General features: G+C 59.7%; 18 protein-coding genes and 1 riboswitch. Of the genes, 13 read left to right on the top strand and 5 right to left on the bottom strand.

Translation table 11 applies throughout. The features are described 5' to 3' along the window. Positions 1 to 64: 64 nt before the first annotated feature. From ACR0CE_RS08930 to cysQ, 4 genes are all read right to left on the bottom strand, one after another. A complete protein-coding gene (locus tag ACR0CE_RS08930; RefSeq protein ID WP_480831987.1) occupies positions 65 to 1,108 on the bottom strand; it encodes a glycosyltransferase family 2 protein in 1,044 nt (347 codons plus the stop codon). A gap of 7 nt (positions 1,109 to 1,115) precedes the next feature. Continuing rightward, positions 1,116 to 2,099 carry a UDP-glucose 4-epimerase GalE gene (galE, locus tag ACR0CE_RS08925; RefSeq protein WP_480831985.1) on the bottom strand — a complete coding sequence of 328 codons (984 nt, stop codon included), beginning with the start codon at positions 2,097 to 2,099 and terminating at the stop codon, positions 1,116 to 1,118. A gap of 71 nt (positions 2,100 to 2,170) precedes the next feature. Further along, positions 2,171 to 2,971: a 3-deoxy-manno-octulosonate cytidylyltransferase family protein gene (locus ACR0CE_RS08920; protein ID WP_480831984.1), complete on the bottom strand. Its 801-nt coding sequence runs from the start codon at positions 2,969 to 2,971 to the stop codon at positions 2,171 to 2,173. After that, on the bottom strand, positions 2,971 to 3,768 hold the full coding sequence (gene cysQ / locus ACR0CE_RS08915; RefSeq protein WP_209506913.1) for a 3'(2'),5'-bisphosphate nucleotidase CysQ: 798 nt from the start codon (positions 3,766 to 3,768) through the stop codon (positions 2,971 to 2,973). Before cysQ ends, ACR0CE_RS08920 begins: the two co-directional genes overlap by 1 nt. A gap of 122 nt (positions 3,769 to 3,890) precedes the next feature. On the opposite strand from cysQ, the gene ACR0CE_RS08910 reads away from it, so the two are divergent. Continuing rightward, the gene (locus tag ACR0CE_RS08910; protein WP_267364436.1) at positions 3,891 to 4,715 is read left to right on the top strand and encodes an ABC transporter permease; all 825 of its coding nucleotides are present in this window, start codon (positions 3,891 to 3,893) and stop codon (positions 4,713 to 4,715) included. On the opposite strand, the gene ACR0CE_RS08905 is transcribed toward ACR0CE_RS08910, so the two are convergent. Next, positions 4,712 to 5,314, bottom strand: coding sequence for an alpha-ketoglutarate-dependent dioxygenase AlkB family protein (locus tag ACR0CE_RS08905; protein WP_480554325.1), 603 nt, complete (start codon positions 5,312 to 5,314; stop codon positions 4,712 to 4,714). The genes ACR0CE_RS08910 and ACR0CE_RS08905 overlap by 4 nt on opposite strands. Positions 5,315 to 5,526: 212 nt before the next feature. Between ACR0CE_RS08905 and dnaK the strand changes: the two genes are divergently transcribed. The 12 genes from dnaK to ACR0CE_RS08845 all read left to right on the top strand — a co-directional run bounded on the left by dnaK (position 5,527) and on the right by ACR0CE_RS08845 (position 16,404). Then, positions 5,527 to 7,434 (top strand): molecular chaperone DnaK, encoded by a 1,908-nt coding sequence (gene dnaK, locus ACR0CE_RS08900; protein ID WP_480831982.1) that lies wholly within the window; start codon positions 5,527 to 5,529, stop codon positions 7,432 to 7,434. A 74-nt stretch (positions 7,435 to 7,508) separates the two neighbouring features. Beyond that, positions 7,509 to 8,654, top strand: a complete 1,146-nt coding sequence (gene dnaJ / locus ACR0CE_RS08895) for a molecular chaperone DnaJ (protein ID WP_209598968.1) — start codon at positions 7,509 to 7,511, stop codon at positions 8,652 to 8,654. Between the two features lie 242 nt (positions 8,655 to 8,896). Next, a riboswitch (TPP riboswitch) is annotated at positions 8,897 to 9,001 on the top strand. A gap of 44 nt (positions 9,002 to 9,045) precedes the next feature. Beyond that, a complete protein-coding gene (thiD, locus tag ACR0CE_RS08890) occupies positions 9,046 to 9,849 on the top strand; it encodes a bifunctional hydroxymethylpyrimidine kinase/phosphomethylpyrimidine kinase (RefSeq protein ID WP_480831980.1) in 804 nt (267 codons plus the stop codon). Beyond that, positions 9,846 to 10,823, top strand: coding sequence for a glycine oxidase ThiO (gene thiO / locus ACR0CE_RS08885; RefSeq protein WP_480831978.1), 978 nt, complete (start codon positions 9,846 to 9,848; stop codon positions 10,821 to 10,823). Before thiD ends, thiO begins: the two co-directional genes overlap by 4 nt. After that, complete coding sequence (gene thiS, locus ACR0CE_RS08880) at positions 10,807 to 11,001, top strand: sulfur carrier protein ThiS (RefSeq protein ID WP_480494004.1); 195 nt, start codon at positions 10,807 to 10,809, stop codon at positions 10,999 to 11,001. The genes thiO and thiS overlap by 17 nt, the downstream gene beginning before the upstream one ends. Positions 11,002 to 11,003: 2 nt before the next feature. Then, positions 11,004 to 11,768, top strand: coding sequence for a thiazole synthase (locus tag ACR0CE_RS08875; RefSeq protein ID WP_480474355.1), 765 nt, complete (start codon positions 11,004 to 11,006; stop codon positions 11,766 to 11,768). After that, a complete protein-coding gene (locus ACR0CE_RS08870) occupies positions 11,765 to 12,361 on the top strand; it encodes a thiamine phosphate synthase (RefSeq protein ID WP_480482463.1) in 597 nt (198 codons plus the stop codon). Before ACR0CE_RS08875 ends, ACR0CE_RS08870 begins: the two co-directional genes overlap by 4 nt. Beyond that, positions 12,358 to 13,323, top strand: coding sequence for a HesA/MoeB/ThiF family protein (locus ACR0CE_RS08865; protein ID WP_480831975.1), 966 nt, complete (start codon positions 12,358 to 12,360; stop codon positions 13,321 to 13,323). The genes ACR0CE_RS08870 and ACR0CE_RS08865 overlap by 4 nt, the downstream gene beginning before the upstream one ends. Before the next feature lie 18 nt (positions 13,324 to 13,341). Next, on the top strand, positions 13,342 to 14,277 hold the full coding sequence (locus ACR0CE_RS08860; protein WP_480831973.1) for an ABC transporter substrate-binding protein: 936 nt from the start codon (positions 13,342 to 13,344) through the stop codon (positions 14,275 to 14,277). Next, positions 14,274 to 14,948: a thiaminase II gene (gene tenA, locus ACR0CE_RS08855; protein WP_480831971.1), complete on the top strand. Its 675-nt coding sequence runs from the start codon at positions 14,274 to 14,276 to the stop codon at positions 14,946 to 14,948. Before ACR0CE_RS08860 ends, tenA begins: the two co-directional genes overlap by 4 nt. After that, on the top strand, positions 14,945 to 15,673 hold the full coding sequence (locus tag ACR0CE_RS08850; RefSeq protein WP_480831969.1) for an ABC transporter ATP-binding protein: 729 nt from the start codon (positions 14,945 to 14,947) through the stop codon (positions 15,671 to 15,673). Before tenA ends, ACR0CE_RS08850 begins: the two co-directional genes overlap by 4 nt. Further along, entirely contained in the window at positions 15,670 to 16,404 is a 735-nt protein-coding gene (locus ACR0CE_RS08845) for an ABC transporter permease (protein ID WP_480831967.1), read from the top strand. The genes ACR0CE_RS08850 and ACR0CE_RS08845 overlap by 4 nt, the downstream gene beginning before the upstream one ends. The last annotated feature ends 31 nt before the right edge of the window (positions 16,405 to 16,435 follow it).

Raw genomic sequence — 16,435 nt, 5'->3', positions numbered from 1 at the left:
TCTGAAGCAACTTTTTTAAATCCCGGAAGTGGTAAAGGTGCCGTTGATCCCTTTGGATTTGTTTTCAACACCAGCCGCCGTCACGCATCAGCCCCAGCTCCAGCAACTGCGACCAGCCGGTATAGCGCACCGATTGGGGGGTCCACATGTCTGGTTGATTGAGTATCTGATCGTAATACGCAGCGAACTGGTTCGGGTCATGAAAATGCTGGCGGCGCAGCTTTTCAGTTTTAGATTTTTCAATAATGTCCGGCAGAAATTTCGTGTGCAGCAGAACGCCGGACGGGGTGTCGCCGGCTGGCCCGTCATACACTGCGTTCAGGCGGCGGGGCAGGGCGGAATGGCACGAGTTTACATAGGCATATCGCCGCGACCAGCGCATCAGCAGGATCTTGTTCAGCGTCGGGGATCGCTGCTGCGTTTGGGCAAAAAACACCCGCTCGCGTGCGCCGCCCTGAACCCATAAGTTTCCCATCGGGCTTTGCCGCTGCGCGCGATACGGGCCTGCGTCAAACCAGTTCAGCACCTTGGTCGGGTCCGTGTCCGGGTCATAGGTTTGGCCGCCCAACGGCCCCTTTGGATACAGATCCAACATCAATGCGCCAAACCCGGCCCGCCCCTGCCGGTCCAGCCATTCTGTGAGCTCATGCAGGGAATGGCGGTCGTGCCGGGCATAAACCAGCAGCTCATCCGCGTCGACCATCAGGCACCAATGGCCATGGCCGTATCGCATCTGTAGCCTGCTGAGCCAGTCCAGCCCAAAGCGTGATCCGCGATAGCTGGACCGGGTCTGCCAAAGGGACACATCCGGTTGATCCTGCAGAAATTCAGCCGAGCCGTCATCGCTGCCGTTGTCGACGATCAGAAAATGGCTCACACCCAGCTGGCGATAGTGGTGGAAGAACCAGGGCAGGCGGGTGATTTCATTCCGCAAGGTGGTAAAGGCCAGAATGTCGTTGCACTGTATCCTGCTTGTCTGATCTTTCAGGCAGGTCAGTTGATGGCGGCTGCGCATCGAACGCCAAAGAAGGCGTCGCCGTTTCCAGCGCAACCGGTATTCCTGTCGCCAACCGATATCAGGAAGTGTCTGAACCGTATTGGACGTCACCGGGGCCTCATTTCTCGTAGTGGCCGTTCTGATGCCAGCGCCAGGCATCCGCAATCATCGTCTCTAACGTTGACCTTTTCGGCTTCCACCCCAGTTCGGTTTGCGCGCGGACAGAGCCGGACACCAGCTTGGTGCAATCGCCCGCCCGTCGGGCACCAACCGAATACGGGACCGGGCGGTTGGTGACGGATTTGGAATGCTCGATCACTTCAAGCACGGAAAACCCCGAGCCGGTACCCAGATTGAAAACACGGCTTTCTTTACCCTGTTCCAACCAGCCCAGCCCCAGAACATGTGCGTCGACCAGATCACAGACATGGACATAATCGCGAATACATGTGCCGTCGGGCGTTTCGTAATCGGTGCCAAAAACGGTCAAACCCTCGCGCTTGCCATCAATCGCATCCAGCATCAGGGGGATCAGATGGGTTTCAGGCCGGTGAAACTCGCCCACTTCGCCTTCGGGATCGGCACCAGCAACGTTGAAATACCGGAAAATGACATGGCGCAGCCCATGGGCCGCTTCGAAATCCCTCAGGATGTCCTCGATCGCGCGCTTTGATGCACCATAGGCGTTCAGCGGGTGTTGGGCGGTGGCCTCGTCCAGCACCACATTGTCATGCTCGCCAAAGGTGGCGCATGTGGACGAGAACACGAAATCCAGACAGCCCGCCGCAACCGCGGCCTCGATCAGCGTCAGCGATCCGGTAACATTGTTCGACCAGTACAGCCCGGGTTGCCGCATCGCGTCGCCCACCTGGCTGAGGGCCGCAAAATGCATCACCGCAACCGGCTTGTGCTTGGCAAATACCTCGTCCAGGCGTGCCCGGTCCAACAGGTCGCCCTGTTCAAACGGCCCGTATTTCACCGCATCCTGCCAGCCGGTGACCAGATTGTCGTAGGTCACGGGAACATAACCCGCCTGCGCAAGCGCCTTGCAGGCATGCGACCCGATATATCCGGCACCACCGGTCACGAGGATTGGTTTCATGAAGCGTCCTTTGGAACCAGATTGCCTGTTATCGAGATATGGGAACCGCGGGGCGTCATGGGCAAAACCGGCTACTCCAGCCCCATCGCCGCCATCATCTCTTCGATCTTGGGCGCGTCCTGCGGGTTGTTCAGCTCCCAGAATTGACGGCCCTTGGCGTCAACCTCGACGCACAGAACCTTGCGGCCATTTTCCATGAACCTGAGCTGTTCAAGACCTTCCAGCTTTTCCAGAGGGCCTGTTGGCCAGCCCGGATAGGCCGCCAACGCATCAGGCCTATAGGCATAGACGCCGACATGGTGAAACACCGGCGTGGGTTCATCCCCGCCAAAGGTTTCTGACGTGAAGGGCACGACCTCTTTCGAGAAATACATCGCGCTGTTGTCGCGCCCGAACACGGCGGTTGTTCCGCCAACACGGCCATGTTTTCGGTCGTTCAGCAAGCTGTTCAAAGCGTCCCCGTCGCAACGCAGGACGGGTGTGGCTACGCCAGCGTCGGGTGCCGCGCGCAGCCCTGTGATCAGGTCTTCGACAAACCAATGCGGTGTCAGGGGTGCATCGCCCTGAAGGTTGACCACGATGTCATATCCGCTGCCCAGAACCTTGTGCGCCTCGGCGCAGCGTTCGGTGCCGTTCTGGCAGTTTTCCGAGGTCATCACCACCTCGGCGCCAAAGCCTTCGGACAGTTCGCGGATGCGGTCGTCATCGGTTGCGACCACAACCCGGTCCACGCCCGCAACAGAAGTGGCCGCCCGCCAGGACCGTTCGATCAGTGTCATCGAAACGCCGGTCGCGCCGGTCAGCGGCACCAAAGGCTTGCCCGGATACCGGGTCGAGGCATAGCGGGCGGGGATGGCGATCAGAACTGACATCAGGCCTCCTTCAGCTTAACACCCGGAGCGTACGCGATAAAAAACGGGTTCGCATAGCCCTCTTTGCCATAGACAAGTGGCGCGTGATCGTCAAACCGCACAACCCGGCCTCCGGCCCCGGCCAGTACCGCGTGCCCTGCCGCCGTATCCCATTCCATCGTGCGCCCGACCCGCGGATAAAGATCCGCCTCGCCCGTCGCAACCAGACAGAACTTGAGAGACGATCCAGCGCTTTTGCTGTCCTTGACCTGATACTTGTTGATGTAATCCTCGGTGGCCTGATCCCGGTGCGATTTTGAGGCCACGACCAAAAGCGCGGAATTGTCCGGGTTAGAGACTGATATTGGGGTCAGGGTGCCGGGTGCATCCTTGTCAAACGCGCCCGTTTCCTCGACTGCCTGACCATCGGCCTGCGTATAGAACATGCGGCCCCGCGCCGGGGCATAGACCACGCCCCGTGTCGGTGTTCCGTTCTCGACTAGCGCGATGTTGACGGTGAAATCGCCACGGCGGTTGATGAATTCCTTGGTGCCATCCAGCGGATCGACAATCAGAAAGGTATCCCCCTTTTCGGAATGCGAGGCGGCCTGTTCTTCGGTGATCAGCAGGATATCGGGGAAGGCCTGACGCAACCCGGCTGAAATCAGCGCATCGGCTGCCTCATCCGCTTCGGTCACAGGGCTGGAGTCTGATTTGACTTTGACGTCGAAATCGTCTGCCTCATAGATTTCCATGATCCTGTCGCCTGCCTCAAGGGCCAGACGCCGGATGACGGGAATAAGCGCGTCGTAGGTCACAAAAATGCTCCGTTCCTGTGGTTTGTTGATCCAAACTCGTGACCGACTTATGATGCGACGGTTACCGAACGGCAAGATATTCATGCCAGGTTAGGGACGACGAGGCAGGAAAGACCCTTTAAGTGTTCTATTACAAGCGCAATCAAACGCTGCTGGGCGGTGCACTGACGACTGCGGAACTGGTGTTCCACGCGGTGGTGCGGAACGTGCGCGCGCAGCATCCGAATGCGGTGATCGCGATCCTGCTCAACGTTGTGCAATTGCTGGTGATGATGGTCACGTTCTATCTGCTGATGTCGCTGATGGGCCGGGGCGGGGTCGCCAGGATCAGGGGCGAATTTCTGCTGTATGTCCTGTCGGGCGTGTTCCCGTTCATGTTGCACATACAATCGATCGGCGCGATTTCCGGGGTTGGATCCTCCAATAACCCAATGATGCTGCATTCGCCGATGAACGTGATGGTCACGATTCTCGCGGCGGCCTTCAGCACTTTCTATAAGTTCCTGCTGGCCATGTTCATCATCCTGTTCGTCTACAGCGTCGCGGTTGCTCCGCTTGAGGTGCAGAACCCCGGCGGCGCCTTCGCAATGCTGGTGTTGGCCTGGTTTACCGGCTGCGCGGTGGGGCTTGTGTTCATGGCGTTGAAACCGTGGGCCCCGACGACCGTTTCGATGCTAACCAATATATATCGCCGTCTGAACATGGTGTTTTCCGGCAAGATGTTCATTGCGAACGCATTGGGTGGCGGGCTGTTGATGATGTTTGCCTGGAACCCGCTGTTTCACATCATCGACCAGACCCGCGGGTTCGTGTTCCGCAACTATTATCCAAGAAACACCAGCTGGGAATACGCGGCCTGGGTTGGAATCGCCCTGTTGATGATCGGTCTTATGGGTGAATTCTTTACCCGTCAGCACGTCTCGAAAAGCTGGAATGCGCGCCGCTAGCGCGCGACCCGCAGCGTAAGGTTTATGCGCCCGCCTTTGGGCAACAGGCGCGAGGATCCGAACCTGATCCGATCCACACCATGATAGGCAAGCCGCGCCGGACCGCCCATGACAACAACATCCCCCGAGCTCAGCCAGATCGACTCGGTCTTGCCGCCGCGCGTCGTGCTGCCAATCCGAAACAAGGCATCGTCACCCAGCGAAACCGACAGGACGGGCCATGAAAAATCTGCCTCGTCCTTGTCCTGGTGCAGGCCCATTTTTGCGCCTTCCCCGTAGTAGTTGATCAAACAGCAATCGGGCGCTCGCTCGGTGCTGACCAGATCGCGCCAGATATCCAGAATGGCGGCGGGGATTTCCGGCCAGTCACCACCTTTGGGGTGCTGATCCTGATACCGGTACCCCGCCTTGTCGGTCACCCAACCCAGATCGCCTGCCGAGGTCATCCGAACCGACATCTCCTTGCCCGAAGGAGTAACCGGTCGGAACAGGGGCGCGGCTTTCAGAATCGGGCGCAAATCCGCGATCACCCGCGACTGGGCCGCAGGATCAAGATAACCTTTCCTGATATCGAACCCCCGCAAAACCAATCGCGCCATTCCGGAAACCCCAATCCTTTCCAATTCCTTGCCAAAAAAGGCATCAGAATCCCTAAAACCTGCGTTCTACGGTGCTTGCAGGCCTCTGGTCTCGCCCTTATATACGCCGGGACGCGCGATGGTAGTGCTGTCGCGCACATCAGATCGGGGGCGGGATGCCGAAACGGGTCCTGTCGTCGAGACATCGCCTTGAAGAGAAAGGGATTGCAAAAATGGGAAAAGTAATCGGGATTGACCTCGGGACCACAAACTCGTGCGTGGCCATCATGGACGGTTCGCAGCCGAAGGTTATCGAAAACGCCGAAGGGGCGCGGACCACGCCCTCGATCGTCGCCTTCACTGAAGATGAGCGACTGGTCGGTCAGCCTGCAAAGCGTCAGGCGGTCACCAACCCCGACAACACGATCTTTGGCGTCAAGCGCCTGATCGGTCGTCGTGTGGATGATGCCGAAGTCGAAAAAGACAAGAAAATGGTGCCCTATACCATCGTTGATGGTGGCAATGGCGACGCATGGGTTCAGGCCCGCGGTGAAAAATACTCCCCAAGCCAGATTTCGGCCTTCACTCTGGGTAAGATGAAGGAAACCGCGGAAAGCTATCTGGGTGAGGAAGTCACGCAGGCGGTCATCACCGTTCCCGCATACTTCAACGACGCACAGCGTCAGGCCACCAAAGACGCCGGTAAAATCGCCGGTCTGGAAGTGCTGCGGATCATCAATGAACCGACAGCTGCCGCTCTGGCCTATGGTCTGGACAAGCAGGAAACCCAAACCATCGCAGTCTATGACCTTGGTGGCGGTACCTTCGACGTGACCATTCTGGAAATTGACGACGGCCTGTTCGAGGTCAAATCGACCAACGGCGACACCTTCCTGGGTGGTGAAGACTTTGACATGCGCATCGTCAACTACCTGGCGGATGAGTTCAAAAAGGAACACGGTGTCGATCTGTCTGCTGACAAGATGGCCTTGCAGCGTCTGAAAGAAGCCGCCGAAAAAGCCAAGATCGAACTCAGCTCGACCTCGCAGACCGAGATCAACCAGCCGTTCATCTCGATGGGTTCGAACGGTCAGCCGCTGCACATGGTCATGAAACTGACCCGTGCCAAGCTGGAATCCCTGGTCGGTGATCTGATCAAGAAGTCGATGAAGCCGTGCCAGGCTGCTCTGAAAGACGCCGGTCTGTCGGCTGCTGACGTGGACGAGGTTGTTCTGGTCGGTGGTATGACCCGGATGCCGAAAGTGATCGAAGAGGTCACGAAGTTCTTTGGCAAAGAGCCGCACAAGGGTGTGAACCCGGACGAAGTGGTTGCCATGGGTGCCGCCATTCAGGCCGGTGTTCTTCAGGGCGACGTCAAGGACGTGGTTCTGCTGGACGTGACCCCGCTGTCGCTGGGCATCGAGACGCTGGGTGGCGTGTTCACCCGCCTGATCGACCGCAACACCACGATCCCGACGAAAAAGTCTCAGGTCTTCTCGACCGCCGAGGACAACCAGAACGCCGTGACCATCCGCGTGTTCCAGGGCGAGCGTGAAATGGCTGCGGACAACAAGATCCTCGGTCAGTTCAACCTCGAAGACATCCCGCCCGCACCGCGTGGCATGCCCCAGATCGAGGTGACTTTTGACATCGACGCCAACGGCATTGTCTCGGTTTCGGCCAAGGACAAAGGCACCGGCAAGGAACAGAAGATCACAATCCAGGCATCGGGCGGTCTGTCCGACGAAGACATCGAAAAGATGGTCAAGGACGCCGAAGAGAACGCGGAAGCCGACAAGGAACGCCGCGAGCTGGTCGATGCCAAGAACCAGGCGGAAAGCCTCATCCACTCGACCGAAAAGTCGATGGAAGAGCATTCCGACAAGGTCGACCCGACCACGATCGAAGCCATCGAACTGGCCATCGCCGCACTCAAGGACGAGCTGGAAACTGACAACGCCGACAAGATCAAGTCTGGCATCCAGAACGTCACCGAAGCGGCGATGAAGCTGGGTGAGGCCATCTACAAGGCGCAGTCCGAAGAGGCCGAGGACGAGCCTGTCGCAGCAGATGCCGCACCAGGTGAAGACGATATCGTCGATGCCGAGTTCGAAGATCTGGACGACGACAAGCGTAACTAACGGGTAACCGGGCCAATGTAGGCCGGTCCGGATGCCGGGCCGGCCTATTTACGTTGAGGCAGAAGGAAATACTGATGTCAAAACGCGACTATTACGAAGTGCTCGGCGTGTCCAAGGGCGCTTCGGCGGATGAGATCAAGAAAGGCTTTCGCACGAAAGCCAAAGAGCTGCATCCGGACCGCAACAAGGACAATCCGGATGCCGAGGCGCAGTTCAAGGAAGCCAACGAGGCTTATGACGTGCTGCGCGATGCCGACAAAAAGGCGGCCTATGACCGCTTTGGCCATGCGGCGTTCGAAAACGGCATGGGCGGCGGTGGCCGGCCTGGCGGCGGCTTTGGGCAGGGCGATTTCTCCAGCGCGTTCTCGGATGTGTTCGACGACCTGTTCGGCGACTTCATGGGCGGGCAACGTGGTGGCGGCGGCAGACGCGCCGCGCGCGGCTCGGACCTGCGCTATAACCTGCGCGTATCGCTGGAAGAGGCGTTCTCGGGCCAGCAGAAAACCATCAATGTACCGACAGCCGTGGCCTGTTCCTCCTGCGAAGGAACCGGTGCAGAGGGCGGGGTCGAGCCGACAACCTGCCCCACCTGTTCCGGCATGGGCAAGGTGCGGGCGCAGCAGGGCTTCTTTACAGTCGAACGAACCTGCCCCACCTGTTCGGGTCTGGGCCAGATCATCAAGAACCCCTGCAAATCCTGTAAGGGTGCAGGTCGCGTCGAAAAAGATCGCGCCTTGTCGGTCAACATTCCCGCTGGTGTCGAAACCGGTACCCGTATTCGTCTGGCAGGTGAAGGCGAGGCCGGAATGCGCGGTGGCCCTCCGGGCGATCTCTACATCTTTGTGGAAGTGTCTGATCACAAATTGTTCGAACGCGACAGCGTAAACCTCTATTGCCGCGTTCCGGTCAGCATGGCCAAGGCTGCGCTGGGCGGATCGATCGAGGTTCCGACAATCGATGGCGGGCGTGGGCGGGTGCAAATCCCGGCAGGCAGCCAGTCGGGCCGGCAAATGCGCCTGCGCGGCAAAGGCATGCCCGCACTACGCGGCGGCGGTGTTGGCGACATGTTCATCGAACTGGCGGTTGAAACCCCGGTCAACCTGACCAGCCGCCAAAAAGAACTGCTGCGCGAGTTTGATGATCTGGGCGAAGACAACCACCCGGAATCAAAAAGCTTTTTCTCATCCGTCAAATCCTTCTGGGACGGCATGAAAAGCTGACAACCAGGGTTACCCCGGGGGCTCTGCCCCCGCCGCCCGTTCCGGGCGCCTCCCCCGGGATATTTCCGGCCAGATGAAGCAGGGATCCTTTATTCATCTGGCTCTAAATATCCCGGAGCGCGAGGCAGAGCCTCGCAAAACACTTCCCAAAGACACTCAATTGGCCTTATCATATGACCAAAAGTGGCAATGCATTTGCCAAATTGGGTCTTGATTCCGACCGTCGACCCTGAAATTGTCCGCGACAACCGTTGGGGTGCCCGTATCAGGGCTGAGAGGCGCAACCGCGCTAACCCATCGAACCTGATCCGGGCAATTCCGGCGTAGGGAACGGTCTTATGAACACAGACGTTTTCCCTACCTCGTTGCCCAAAGAAGATGGAGCAACGACATGGCGGCAATTGCCCTGACCATCGCAGGGTCTGACAGCGGCGGAGGCGCCGGGATTCAGGCCGATCTGAAAGCGATGTCGGCGTTGGGTGTATTCGGCGCAAGCGTCATTACCGCCATTACGGCGCAGAACACGCAAGCCGTCACTGCGGTGCATGGGGTTCCGCTGGATGTCATTGCCGCTCAAATCGACGCGGTGCTGAGCGATCTGGACGTGAAGGCCATTAAGATCGGTATGCTTGCCACGCCAGAGATCATTCACACAGTGGCCCAAGGCCTGGAAACGTTCAAAGGGCCCGTTGTTCTTGATCCCGTCATGATCGCAAAATCCGGGGATGCGCTGTTGGCGCAGGAAGCGGTTCGGACGCTGCGCGAAGTGATGGTGCCAGCAGCGACTGTGCTGACGCCCAATCTGCCGGAAGCGGCATGTTTGTTGGATGCGACACCGGCGCAATCACCGGACGAGATGGCCGCACAAGGCCAGGCCCTGTGCGATCTGGGCGCGGGTGCGGTCTTGATGAAGGGCGGGCATGGGTCGGGCGATGTCTGCCACGATCTGTTGGTCGAACCCTCAGGTATCGTGGCCACGTTTCAGGCCCCGCGTCAGAATACGAGAAACACCCACGGAACCGGCTGCACCCTGTCGTCGTCGATCGCTGCCGGTCTGGCCAGGGGCCTGCCGCTGAGAGATGCGGTCGCGCAGGCGCATGATTATCTGCAAGGGGCCATCGCGCGGGCGGATGAACTGAAGATTGGTGCCGGGCACGGACCTGTGCACCATTTCCACCGGCTCTGGCCCGCATGACACTCTGGTCGGTCATAGGTGCGGGCGTAGCGGGTCTGGCCGTGGCCAGCGAGCTTGTGTCACGCGGCGCAAAGGTGCAGGTTTTCGATCCGGGCGGCCCGCCCGGCCCGCATGGGTGTTCCTGGTGGGCCGGGGGGATGCTGGCCCCCTGGTGTGAGTACGAAAATGCCGAAGAACCGGTGCTGCGGCTGGGGCAGGAAGCAATCGAATGGTGGACGCAGCGAACGCAGGTAAACAGACGTGGAACCCTTGTTGTTGCCAACGCGCGTGACCTGCCTGACCTGCGCCGGTTTGCGCGCCGAACCGAAGGGTACAGCGAGGTTGATCGGGCGAAAATATGCGAATTAGAGCCTGATCTGAGCAAGTTCGGTAAAGCTCTGTATTTTGAAAACGAAGCGCACCTTGATCCTCGTCAGGCGTTGCGCGATCTGCATCGTCACCTGCAAGGCGCTGGCGTGGAATTCCACCGAAAGCTGGCTCCGGCGCAACTGGACAACGCCATAGACTGCCGGGGTTTGCACGCGCGCGAATATCTGCACGACCTGCGCGGCGTGAAGGGTGAGATGCTGGTTCTTCGTTGCCCCGATGTGACCCTTTCGCGCCCGGTGCGGTTATTGCATCCGCGGATGCCGCTCTACATCGTTCCGCGCGGGGATGGCGTCTACATGCTGGGCGCAACCATGATCGAATCCGAGGACAGCAGCCGCATCACCGCCCGCTCGATGCTGGAACTGCTCAGCGCGGCCTATGCCGTGAACCCGGCCTTTGGCGAGGCCGAGGTGTTGGAGATCGGTGTCGATCTGCGCCCTGCTTTCCCGGACAACCTGCCGCGTATCCGGCGATTGGGCCGGACAATTTATGCCAACGGGCTTTATCGCCATGGCTATCTGCTGGCCCCTGCACTGGCGCGGGGTGTCGCTGATCTGGCATTGAACAACACACATTCGGAGATGGTCGATGAAGATCGTGCTTAACGGCGAGACGCGCGATGTGCGCGCGGAAACCCTGTCGGATCTGTTGCTGGAATGCGGCTTCTCAGGCCGTGTGGCCACCGCCGTGAACGAAGATTTCGTGCCGTCAAGCCTACGTATTGGGCACAAACTGACCGATGGCGACCGGATCGAAGTTGTCGCACCGATGCAGGGGGGCTGAGGATGCGAACGTTCTACGGCATCGAACTGCCGAACCCCTTGATGCTGGGCACCGCCCAATATCCCAGCCCCGCCATTCTGGAACAGGCCTTTCGCGAAAGCGGTGCGGCGGTTGCAACGGTATCGCTGCGGCGGGAATCCGGCGCGGGGCAGACATTCTGGCAGATGATCCGTGAACTGGGTGTACTGATCCTGCCAAATACGGCTGGCTGTCATACGGTGAAAGAGGCGGTGACCACAGCCCATATGGCGCGCGAAGTGTTTGATACCAAATGGATCAAGCTGGAACTGATTGGCCACACCGACAGTTTGCAGCCGGATGTGTTCCAGCTGGTCGAGGCCGCGCGCATCCTGACCGAAGACGGGTTTGAGGTGTTTCCCTACACCACCGATGATCTGATCGTGGGCGAACGCCTGCTCGAAGCGGGGTGCGAAGTGCTGATGCCGTGGGGGGCGCCTATCGGGTCCGGGCGCGGGCTGAACAACGAATACGCCCTGCGGTCGATGCGGGCCGAGTTCCCTGACACGCCGCTGGTGGTGGATGCCGGGATCGGCCTGCCCAGCCACGCGGCCCATGCGATGGAACTGGGTTATGATGCCGTTCTGCTGAACACCGCTGTGGCCCGTGCCGGTGACCCCGTTCTGATGGCCAAGGCGATGGCGCAGGCAATCCATGCCGGACAACTGGCCCATCAGGCAGACCCGATCGAGGCACGCGATATGGCCGAACCTTCGACCCCTGTTGTTGGAAAGGCCTTCCTGTCATGACGCTGGACCGTTTCTATCCGATCTTCGATCACTCGGACTGGCTGCGGCAGATGCTGCCCCTGGGTGTCAAACTGGTGCAGCTGCGTATCAAGGATCAGCCGGTTGAAGTGGTGCGCGATCAGATTGCCGCCTCGCGCGATCTGTGCCGCGACTATGGGGCGGTTCTGGTGATCAACGATTACTGGCAGCAGGCCATCGATCTGGGTTGTGACTGGGTTCATCTGGGGCAAGAAGATCTGGATGATGCCGACCTGAAAACCATCCGAAAAGCGGGTCTAAAGCTGGGTGTTTCCACTCATGACGATGATGAGCTTGAGCGGGTTCTGGCCATAGACCCCGATTACGTGGCGTTGGGCCCGGTCTATCCGACCATTTTGAAAAAGATGAAATGGCATCAGCAGGGCCTGCCCCGCGTGACCGAATGGAAGGCGCGGGTTGGCGACATTCCTCTGGTCGGCATTGGCGGCATGAGCGTCGAGCGCGCAGCGGGGGTGCTGGCTGCCGGGGCCGACATTGTCTCGGCTGTCACGGACATCACGCTGAACGCCGACCCCGAAGCGCGGGTGCGTGCTTGGATCGAGGTCACGAGATGAACCGGTACGCCCGCCAGACGCTGCTGCCCGAGGTTGGGGCTGAAGGACAGGCTCGCCTGACTGCGGCCCGTGTTCTGGTGGTCGGCGCAGGTGGTCTGGCCGCGCCGCTGCTGCCGCTATTGGCCGGGGCCGGTGTGGGGCATATCACAATTGTCGATGGTGACATCGTCGATCTGTCGAACCTGCATCGCCAGACATTGTTTTCAGAAGAAGATTGCGGGCTGTCAAAGGCCGAACGCGCCGCTGACCGATGCCGTGCGTTGAATGCCGAAATCGATGTGATTGCCAAGAAAATGGCTCTAACAGGGGAAAATGCGCCCGATCTGGTGTCGCAGGCAGATATCATTCTGGATTGTGCCGACAGCTATGCGGTCAGTTATTTGCTGTCGGATACCTGTCTGGCACAAGGCAAGCCACTGATCAGCGCCTCGGTACTGGGGCTTTCGGGTTATGTGGGCGGCTTCTGCGGCAGCGCGCCTTCTCTGCGAGCCGTTTTCCCCGATGCGCCGGATAGCGGCGCAAGCTGCGCCACGGCGGGTGTTCTAGGCCCCGTTGTCGGTGTGATCGGGTCCATGCAGGCGCAGATGGCGCTGAACCTGATCTTGCGGCTTGACCCGTCCCCGCTTGGGCAGATGGTGCAATATGATGCGCGAACCCTGCGCAGCACCGGGTTTCGTTTTGATGACGCGCCGGAACCGAACAGCTGTTTCCGCTTTCTCTCTGCCAGTCAGTTGAAGGAGACAGACCAGATTGTCGAACTGCGTGACCCGGACGAAGCGCCGGTTCCAGCTCACCCGAATGCGACGCGCATTTCACCCGAAGAAATTCAAATAATAGACTCTAAAAAAGGGCAACGCCTTGCTCTTTGCTGTGCCACCGGGCTGCGCGCATGGCGCGCTGCCGAGAAAATCCAACCGATTTGGCCGGGCGAGATTGTCCTCGTCGCGGCCTCAACCTCCTGAGAAAAGGAAACGTGAGATATGAAAAAGCTGATGACAGCCTTTGCCCTTCTGGCCGCCGCGCCAGCCTGGGCCGAAGACAAGATGACCGTCCTGCTGGACTGGTTTATCAACCCCGACCATGGGCCCATCATCGTGGCGCAGGAAAACGGCTACTTTGCCGAGCAGGGGTTGCAGGTCGAAGTCGTTGCCCCCGCCGACCCATCCGCACCGCCACGTCTGGTGGCCGCTGGTCAAGCGGATTTGGCAGTATCCTATCAGCCGCAACTGCATTTGCAGATCCACGAAGGGCTGCCGCTGAAACGGGTCGGCACGCTGGTCGCGACGCCCCTGAACTGCCTGCTGGTTCTGAAGGACGGCCCGATCAAATCGCCTGCTGATCTCAAAGGCAAGAAAATCGGTTTTTCCGTCGCCGGTGTGGAAGAAGCCATCCTCAGCACCGTGCTTGGCAAATACGACGTCGCGCTGGATGATGTTGAGATGATCAACGTGAATTTCTCACTCTCGCCCTCGCTGATGACCGGTCAGGTGGACGCGGTGATTGGCGCCTATCGCAACTTCGAACTGAACCAGATGGATATCGAAGGTCGCCCCGGCACCTGCTTCTATATCGAGGAAGAAGGCGTGCCGTCTTATGACGAACTGATCTACGTCGCCAACCCCGATACGATGGACAAAGACAAGATCGCCGGTTTCCTGGCCGCGACCGAAAAAGCGACTCAGTACATCGTCAACAACCCGGAAAAAAGCTGGGAGGTCTTCTCGGCCACCTCACCCGAGTTGCAGGACGAGTTGAACGCGCGCGCATGGGTCGACACGCTGCCGCGCTTTGCCCTGCGTCCCGCCGGGTTTGACGCTGGCCGTTATGCCCGGTTCGAGGCGTTCCTGAACGACAGCGGCATGATCGACACTGTCCTGCCCGTCAGCGACATTGCCATCGACGTCACCGCGCAATGAGCGATTATGGCAAAGCCTTTGCGCTGATGCGCGATGCGGCGCAGGGGCCGTGGCGGGATTACACCCGCCACGCTTTTGTCGAAGCACTAAAAGACGGCACGCTGCCACGCCCGGCGTTCCTGCACTATTTGCGTCAGGATTACGTGTTCCTGATCCACTTCTCGCGCGCCTGGGCGCTGGCCGTGGTGAAATCGGAAACACATGCTGAAATGCTGGCGGCGTCGCGTACCGTGAACGGCCTGATCAGCGAAGAGATGAAGCTGCATATCGGCATTTGCGAAGCAGAAGGCATCTCGCAGGCAGACCTGTTTGCAACGCCTGAACGGCCTGAGAATCTGGCCTATACCCGCTTTGTTCTCGAGGCGGGCTATAGCGGCGATCTGCTGGATCTTCTGGCAGCACTTGCACCCTGCGTCATGGGATATGGTGAGATTGGTGCCCGCCTGTCTGCGGAGGCAACATCAACATCCTATCGCGGCTGGATCGATACCTATGCGGACGAGGGCTATCAGAACGCCTGCGCCGCCGTGGGCGAGTTGCTGGATTCGGCTCTAACAAGGCGGATCGGGGCGGATTTTCAGTCTTCGCCCCGCTGGGATCGTTTGTGCCGGACGTTCCGCACGGCCACGGAATTGGAGGTCAACTTCTGGCAGATGGGTCTGACCCCATGACCCCGGCGCCCGATCTGACCATCAGCGGCACAGCCACGATCGACGGTGCAACTCTGTTCGCACCGCTGACCCTGACGCTTGACGCCGGGGCGTGGACCTGTCTGCTGGGCGGATCGGGTGTTGGCAAAACTACGGTCTTGCGGCTGATTGCCGGGCTGGAAACCGGGGCTGAATTCTCGGGCCGGATCACCGCCAGCGATGGCCAGCCGGTTTCAGACCGGGTTGCATATATGGCGCAGGACGACCTGTTGCTGCCTTGGGCGAGTGTTGCGCAGAACGTCTCGTTGGGCGCGCGGCTGCGGGGCGAGAAAGTTGACCTTGACCGGCGCGACCGCCTGATCGAGCGGATGCGGTTGCAGGACCATATGACCAAGAAACCGCCCGAGCTTTCGGGTGGGCAGCGCCAGCGCGTGGCACTGGCCCGCACCCTGATGGAAGACCGACCGATCGTGTTGCTGGATGAACCCTTTTCCGCCCTTGATGCCCGAACCCGTGCCGATATGCAGGATCTGGCCGCCGAGGCGCTAAAAGACCGCACTGTCCTTCTGGTAACCCACGATCCGGGCGAGGCCGCGCGTCTGGGGCAATCCATCGTCGTCATGACACAACACGGGCTGACACCGTGCGACCCGCCGGTTGCTCCGGCCCCGCGCAGCGTGGATGATCTGCAGACGCTGGAAACACAAGGCGCGCTTTTACGGCTGCTGCGGGAGGGCGGGGTATGAAGTCCCTCTCTGTTCTGGCAGCAACCCTGTTTGCCCTTGCCATCTGGCAGGGGATCGTGACCCTGACCGGATTGCCAAAGTTCATCCTGCCCGGCCCCGCGGTGGTTGCTGAAACCTGGTGGCAGAACCGCTGGCTGATTGCAGAACATACCTGGATCACAGCCATTGAGGTCATTATCGGCCTTGCCTGCGGCACGCTACTTGGCGTTGTCACCGCATTGCAGCTGGCCAATTCCCGTGTCGCACGGGTTCTGGTGCAGCCAATGCTGGTGTTCACGCAGGCCCTGCCGGTCTTTGCGCTGGCCCCGTTGCTGACCCTGTGGCTGGGTTATGGCCTGTTGTCCAAGGTCGCGATGGCGGTCCTGATCATCTACTTCCCGATCACGTCGTCCTTTTTTGACGGTTTGATGCGGACACCGCAGGGGTATCTGGACCTTGCGCGCACGATGCAGGCCGGCAAGCGCGCAGTGTTGTGGCATATCCGTATCCCTGCGGCGTTGCCGTCTTTGGCCTCGGGGATGCGGCTTGCGGCGGTGTATGCGCCGATCGGTGCCGTGATCGGTGAATGGGTCGGTTCATCGCAAGGTCTGGGATATCTGATGCTGCTGGCCAATGGCCGCGCCAAGACGGACCTGATGTTTGCGGCGATGCTGACGCTGGGCGTGTTTTCGATCCTTCTGCACATGATTGTCCGCCGCGCCACCGTGCGTATGGCAGGAGAGGTGCGTTAACCTTTCGGAAAGTGATTCTGCGTCAGGGTAA

Source organism: Ruegeria sp. L11, assembly GCF_056531755.1.
This window is presented reverse-complemented; position numbering and strand designations above follow the sequence as displayed.

What these genes read in the sequence shown, in the direction of transcription:
- thiD (WP_480831980.1), top strand. Translation starts at nt 9,046, where the DNA reads ATGGCGGCAATTGCCCTGACCATCGCAGGGTCTGACAGCGGCGGAGGC.
- ACR0CE_RS08865 (WP_480831975.1), top strand. Translation starts at nt 12,358, where the DNA reads ATGAACCGGTACGCCCGCCAGACGCTGCTGCCCGAGGTTGGGGCTGAA.
- galE (WP_480831985.1), bottom strand. Translation starts at nt 2,099, where the DNA reads ATGAAACCAATCCTCGTGACCGGTGGTGCCGGATATATCGGGTCGCAT.
- thiS (WP_480494004.1), top strand. Translation starts at nt 10,807, where the DNA reads ATGAAGATCGTGCTTAACGGCGAGACGCGCGATGTGCGCGCGGAAACC.
- ACR0CE_RS08875 (WP_480474355.1), top strand. Translation starts at nt 11,004, where the DNA reads ATGCGAACGTTCTACGGCATCGAACTGCCGAACCCCTTGATGCTGGGC.
- ACR0CE_RS08845 (WP_480831967.1), top strand. Translation starts at nt 15,670, where the DNA reads ATGAAGTCCCTCTCTGTTCTGGCAGCAACCCTGTTTGCCCTTGCCATC.
- ACR0CE_RS08850 (WP_480831969.1), top strand. Translation starts at nt 14,945, where the DNA reads ATGACCCCGGCGCCCGATCTGACCATCAGCGGCACAGCCACGATCGAC.
- tenA (WP_480831971.1), top strand. Translation starts at nt 14,274, where the DNA reads ATGAGCGATTATGGCAAAGCCTTTGCGCTGATGCGCGATGCGGCGCAG.
- dnaK (WP_480831982.1), top strand. Translation starts at nt 5,527, where the DNA reads ATGGGAAAAGTAATCGGGATTGACCTCGGGACCACAAACTCGTGCGTG.
- dnaJ (WP_209598968.1), top strand. Translation starts at nt 7,509, where the DNA reads ATGTCAAAACGCGACTATTACGAAGTGCTCGGCGTGTCCAAGGGCGCT.
- ACR0CE_RS08920 (WP_480831984.1), bottom strand. Translation starts at nt 2,971, where the DNA reads ATGTCAGTTCTGATCGCCATCCCCGCCCGCTATGCCTCGACCCGGTAT.
- thiO (WP_480831978.1), top strand. Translation starts at nt 9,846, where the DNA reads ATGACACTCTGGTCGGTCATAGGTGCGGGCGTAGCGGGTCTGGCCGTG.
- ACR0CE_RS08905 (WP_480554325.1), bottom strand. Translation starts at nt 5,314, where the DNA reads ATGGCGCGATTGGTTTTGCGGGGGTTCGATATCAGGAAAGGTTATCTT.
- ACR0CE_RS08870 (WP_480482463.1), top strand. Translation starts at nt 11,765, where the DNA reads ATGACGCTGGACCGTTTCTATCCGATCTTCGATCACTCGGACTGGCTG.
- ACR0CE_RS08860 (WP_480831973.1), top strand. Translation starts at nt 13,342, where the DNA reads ATGAAAAAGCTGATGACAGCCTTTGCCCTTCTGGCCGCCGCGCCAGCC.